At 72.5% G+C, this 5,076-nt stretch carries 5 protein-coding genes; 4 read left to right on the top strand and 1 reads right to left on the bottom strand.

Going from position 1 to position 5,076, the window contains the following annotated elements; all coding sequences use genetic code 11:
• Positions 1 to 1,264: tetratricopeptide repeat protein (locus tag AOK15_RS26185; RefSeq protein ID WP_107099520.1), on the top strand; the 1,264-nt coding region annotated here is incomplete at its 5' end.
• A 211-nt stretch (positions 1,265 to 1,475) separates the two neighbouring features.
• Here the strand turns inward: AOK15_RS26185 and hppD are convergent.
• On the bottom strand, positions 1,476 to 2,630 hold the full coding sequence (gene hppD / locus AOK15_RS26180) for a 4-hydroxyphenylpyruvate dioxygenase (protein ID WP_055520819.1): 1,155 nt from the start codon (positions 2,628 to 2,630) through the stop codon (positions 1,476 to 1,478).
• 123 nt (positions 2,631 to 2,753) lie between these two features.
• Between hppD and AOK15_RS26175 the strand changes: the two genes are divergently transcribed.
• From AOK15_RS26175 to AOK15_RS26165, 3 genes are all read left to right on the top strand, one after another.
• A complete protein-coding gene (locus tag AOK15_RS26175; RefSeq protein ID WP_055520818.1) occupies positions 2,754 to 3,236 on the top strand; it encodes an Lrp/AsnC family transcriptional regulator in 483 nt (160 codons plus the stop codon).
• 20 nt (positions 3,237 to 3,256) lie between these two features.
• Positions 3,257 to 3,904 carry an ABC transporter permease gene (locus tag AOK15_RS26170; RefSeq protein ID WP_055520817.1) on the top strand — a complete coding sequence of 216 codons (648 nt, stop codon included), beginning with the start codon at positions 3,257 to 3,259 and terminating at the stop codon, positions 3,902 to 3,904.
• A partial coding sequence (locus tag AOK15_RS26165; protein ID WP_055520816.1) for an ABC transporter ATP-binding protein occupies positions 3,897 to 5,076 on the top strand: 1,180 nt, incomplete at its 3' end. The genes AOK15_RS26170 and AOK15_RS26165, both read left to right, overlap by 8 nt.

Genomic DNA, 5,076 nt, shown 5'->3' with positions numbered 1-5,076 from the left:
ACCATCGGCCCACGCGCCGGGCGCCCCGGCGCGTGGGCCGATGGTGGCGGAGGTGCGAGCCCGGGCGGGGGCCGGGGTGCTGGCCGCCGGGGTGTCGGTCGGGTCGGACGACGTGGCGGTGCTCGTCGCCGACCGTGAGAAGCGGGTGCGGACGCGGCCCCGGGACAGCGCGGCGTGGGCGGTGCTGGGCGCGGCGTACGTGGAGCGGGCGCGGCGGACCGGCCGCGTCTCGGACCTCCCGAGGGCCGAGACGGCCCTGCGCGCCTCGCTGCGGCTGCGCCCGCGGGGCAACGCCGACGCGCTCGACGGCATGACCGCGCTCGCGAACACCCGGCGCGACTTCCCGGCGGCCCTGCGGTGGGGCGAGCGGGCGGTGGCCCAGTCGCCGGGCCGCTGGACGTCGTACGCGCTGCTCCTCGACGCGTATGACGGGCTCGGCCGCTACAAGGCCGTGCGCGGCACCCTGGTGCGGCTCCTCGACGCCGACTCCGGCCCGGCGGCCCAGGCGTGGGCCGCCCGCGTCTACTGGGACCAGGGCCGGCGCGAGGACGCGGCCGCCGCGCTCGCCGACGCGGCGGCGGCCGCGGCGACGCCGGCCGAGGAGGCGGCGCTGTGGGTCCGGGCCGGGGAACTGGCCTGGGAGCGGGGGGAGCCGGCCGAGGCGTCCCGCTACTTCACGGCGGCGACCCGGGCCGACCCGGGCGCGGCGGACGCGCTCGCGGGACACGGGCGGGTGCTGGCGGCGACGGGCAGGACGGCCGAGGGGGTACGGGCGTACCGGGCGGCGCTCGCGCGCCGGCCGTCGGCCCGGGTGGCCCTGGAACTGGGCGAGCTGTACGCGTCGCTGGGGCGGGTCGAGGCGGCGGCGAAGCAGTACGGGGTGGTGCGGGAGCTGGTCCGGCGGTCCGCCGCGGCCGGGGTGGACGAGGCGCTGGTCCTCGGCGCGCTGGAGGCGGACCACGGCGATCCCACGAAGGCGGTGCGGGTGCTGCGCGCGGAGTGGCGCAGGCAGCCGGGGCTGAAGGTCGCCGACGCGCTGGGGTGGGCGTTGCACCGGGCCGGGTCGCACGAGGAGGCACTGGAGTACGCGAGACGGGCGACGGATCCCGCGCGGGGCGGCGAGGTGCGGTCGGCGGTGTACGTGCACCACCGGTCGGAGATCGAGCGGGCGCTGGGGTTGACGGCGTCGGCGCGGCGGCACGAGGAGGAGGCGCGGCGGATCAATCCGTATCTCTGGGGGGCGGGTGGCGGTGGCGCCTCATAATTCGGGGGCGTCTGCGAGTTGGCGAGTGCGGGTCGTCTGTGGCTGGTCGCGCAGCTCCCCGCGCCCCTGAAAAGCCGGGGCTGCGCCCCCGGGCTTTTCAGCTGAAGGCCGGGCCGCAGGCCCAAGCCTTCAGGGGCGCGGGGAACTGCGCGAGAAACCACAATGCGCCCGCACCCGCCAACTCACAGACGCCCCCGAGCCACTGAGCGCCCTAAAGATTGCCCCGCTTCTCCTGCTCCCTCTCGATCGCCTCGAACAGCGCCTTGAAGTTGCCCTTCCCGAAGCCCATGGACCCGTGCCGCTCGATGATCTCGAAGAACACCGTCGGCCGGTCCTGCACCGGCTTGGTGAAGATCTGCAGCAGGTACCCGTCCTCGTCCCGGTCCGCGAGGATCTTCAGCTCGCGCAGGGTGTCGATGGGGACCCGCGTGTCGCCGACCCACTCGCCGAGCGTGTCGTAGTACGAGTCCGGCGTGTTGAGGAACTCCACCCCGGCCGCCCGCATCGTCCGTACGGTCCGCACGATGTCGTTCGTGTTGAGGGCGATGTGCTGGACGCCCGCGCCGCCGTAGAACTCCAGGTACTCGTCGATCTGGGACTTCTTCTTGGCGATGGCGGGCTCGTTGATGGGGAACTTGACCTTGAGGGTGCCGTCCGCCACCACCTTCGACATCAGCGCGCTGTACTCGGTGGCGATGTCGTCGCCCACGAACTCCTTCATGTTCGTGAAGCCCATGACCCGGTTGTAGAACTCCACCCACTCGTTCATCCGGCCGAGTTCGACGTTGCCGACGCAGTGGTCGATGGCCTGGAACGTGCGCTGGGCGGGCGGCTCGACCATGGGGTCGGCGGCGACGTAGCCGGGGAGGTACGGGCCGTCGTAGCCGGTGCGCTCGACGAGGGTGTGCCGGGTCGTGCCGTACGTGGCGATCGCGGCGAGGACGACCGTGCCGTGCTCGTCCTTCACCTCGTACGGCTCGGCGACGGAGCGGGCGCCGTGCTCGATGGCGTAGGCGTAGGCGCGGCGGGCGTCGGGGACCTCGATGGCGAGGTCGATGACGCCGTCGCCGTGTTCGGCGACGTGCTCGGCGAGGAAGTGGCCCCAGGTGGTGGTCGCCTTGACGACCGAGGTGAGGACGAACCGGGCCGAGCCGTTCTCCAGGACGTAGCCGGCCGTCTCGCGGTTGCCGGTCTCGGGGCCGGAGTAGGCCACGAGCCGCATGCCGAAGGCGGTGGAGTAGTAGTGGGCGGCCTGTTTGGCGTTGCCCACGGCGAAGACCACAGCGTCCATTCCCTTGACCGGGAAGGGGTCGGCCTGCCGAGCGGTGTCAGGGACGGGGTGCGTGTGCGCAGAGGTGGCTGCCATGGCCGCAGGCTCTCTCCGCTCCCGCAAGGTGCGCAATAGTTCGCCTCATGGCTGGACAATCTGCACAGTCGTGACCCCATACTCGGGCTGGTTCTGTACAGGATGCTCACCTCGGGAGGGCTCATGGCGATCGATCATCTGGACGGGCGGCTGATCGTGCTGCTGGCGCGCGAGCCGCGCATCGGGGTGCTGGAGATGTCGCGGCGGCTGGGGGTCGCGCGGGGCACGGTGCAGGCGCGGCTGGACCGCCTTCAGTCGAATGGAGTCATTCGCGGCTTCGGCCCCCAGGTGGATCCGGCGGCGCTCGGCTACCCGGTGACGGCGTTCGCGACGTTGCAGATCCGGCAGGGTCAAGGCGCGGACGTGCGGGCGCACTTGGCGACCGTGCCGGAGGTGCTGGAGCTGCACACGACGACCGGCAGCGGCGACATGCTGTGCCGGCTGGTGGCCCGTTCGAACGCCGATCTCCAGCGGGTGATCGACCGGGTCGTCGGTTTTGATGGCATCGTCCGGGCCGCCACGGCGATCGTCATGGAGAACCCCGTTCCGCTGCGGATCATCCCGCTGGTGGAGCAGGCGGCGGAGGACCGGGAGACGACGACGTAGCCGATCTGGGGGTGCGTGCGGTGGGTTTCTGGGACTACGTGGGCAGCTACCGCGAGAGGCTGCTGTTCGACGCGTACCAGCATGCCAGTGCCGTCCTGCAGTGCGTGGTCGTGGCGACGGTCGCCGGGGTGGCGATCGGCGTCGTCAGCTACCGGCGGGAGTGGGCCGCCGGTCTCGCCACCGCCACGACCTCGGCCGTGCTGACCGTTCCCTCCCTCGCGATGATCGGCCTGCTGATCCCGGTGGTGGGGCTGGGGGTGGCCCCCACGGTGATCGCGCTGACGCTGTACGGGCTGCTGCCGGTCGTGCGGAACGCGATCGTGGGGTTGCGCGGAGTCGATCCGGCGCTGGTGGACGCGGCGAAGGGCATCGGGATGTCCCGGGCGCGGCGACTGCTGCGGGTGGAGCTGCCGCTCGCCTGGCCGCCGATCCTCACCGGCGTCCGGGTCGCCACCCAGATGCTGATGGGCATCGCCGCGATCGCCGCGTACGCCTCCGGGCCGGGACTCGGCAACGAGATCTTCCGCGGTATCGCCTCCCTGGGCAGCGCCAACGCGCTCAACCAGGTGCTCGCGGGCACGCTCGGCATCGTCGTCCTCGCGCTGCTGTTCGACGCCGCGTATGTGTTGCTCGGGCGGCTGACGATTCCCAGGGGGATCCGTGGCTGACACCGGCGCCGCCATCGAGCTGGTCAACCTCACCAAGCAGTATCCGGGCAACCGTCACCCGTCCGTCGACGGTGTCACCCTGCGCATCGACGCCGGCGAGACGGTCGTGTTCGTGGGGCCCTCGGGATGCGGCAAGTCGACGACACTCAAGATGATCAACAGGTTGATCGAGCCGTCCAGTGGATCCGTCCGGATCAACGGTGAGGACGTCACCGGACTCGATCCGGTCAAGCTGCGCCGCGAGATCGGCTACGCCATCCAGTCGTCCGGCCTCTTCCCGCACATGACGGTCGCCCAGAACATCGCCCTGGTGCCGCGTCTGGCCGGCTGGTCCGGGCGACGGGTCAGGGCGCGGGTGACGGAGATGCTGGAGCTGGTGGGGCTCGACCCCGGCGAGTTCCGCGACCGATACCCGCGCCGGCTCTCCGGTGGCCAGCAGCAGCGTGTGGGCGTGGCGCGGGCGCTGGCCGCCGATCCGCCGGTGCTGCTGATGGACGAGCCGTTCGGCGCGGTGGACCCGATCACCCGGGGCCACCTCCAGGACGAGCTGCTCCGGCTCCAGCGCGAGCTGCGCAAGACCATCGTGTTCGTCACGCATGACGTCGACGAGGCGATCAAGCTCGGCGACCGGATCGCGGTCCTCGGGGAGCGGTCGCGGATCGCCCAGTTCGACACCCCGGAGGCGATCCTCGCCCACCCCGCCGACGAGTTCGTCTCCGGGTTCGTCGGCACCGGTGCGGCCCTGAGGCGGCTCGACCTCACCCGGCTGAGGGACTTGGGTGTCATCGGCTGCCCGACGGCGCATCAGGGGGAGCCGATCCAGCAGGTCCGGGGCCGGCTGCGGGCGAGCGCCACCGACGAGATGCTGCTGCTGGACCGGCGCGGCCGGCCCATCAGATGGCTGCGGCGCGAGGACCTGACGCACACCGAGGGGCCGCTCACGGAGACCGGCACCCCGGTCGGCGGGACGGTGACCAGGGACGCCACGCTCCGGGAGGCCCTGGAGGCGGTACTGACCGACAGCGCGGGCCGGGTCGCGGTCACCGGCCCGAACGGCGTGTACGCGGGCGCCGTCCACCTGGCGGGCCTGCTCGACACCGTGCGCGGACTCCTGGCCACCGACCGCAGACACGCACGGGAGCACCAGGAGGAACTGGAGGCGACCCGCCCCG

Source organism: Streptomyces ossamyceticus, assembly GCF_001418475.1.
In the GTDB taxonomy this organism is placed as follows: Bacteria; Actinomycetota; Actinomycetes; order Streptomycetales; family Streptomycetaceae; genus Streptomyces; species Streptomyces ossamyceticus.
This window is presented reverse-complemented; position numbering and strand designations above follow the sequence as displayed.

What these genes read in the sequence shown, in the direction of transcription:
- hppD (WP_055520819.1), bottom strand. Translation starts at nt 2,630, where the DNA reads ATGGCAGCCACCTCTGCGCACACGCACCCCGTCCCTGACACCGCTCGG.
- AOK15_RS26175 (WP_055520818.1), top strand. Translation starts at nt 2,754, where the DNA reads ATGGCGATCGATCATCTGGACGGGCGGCTGATCGTGCTGCTGGCGCGC.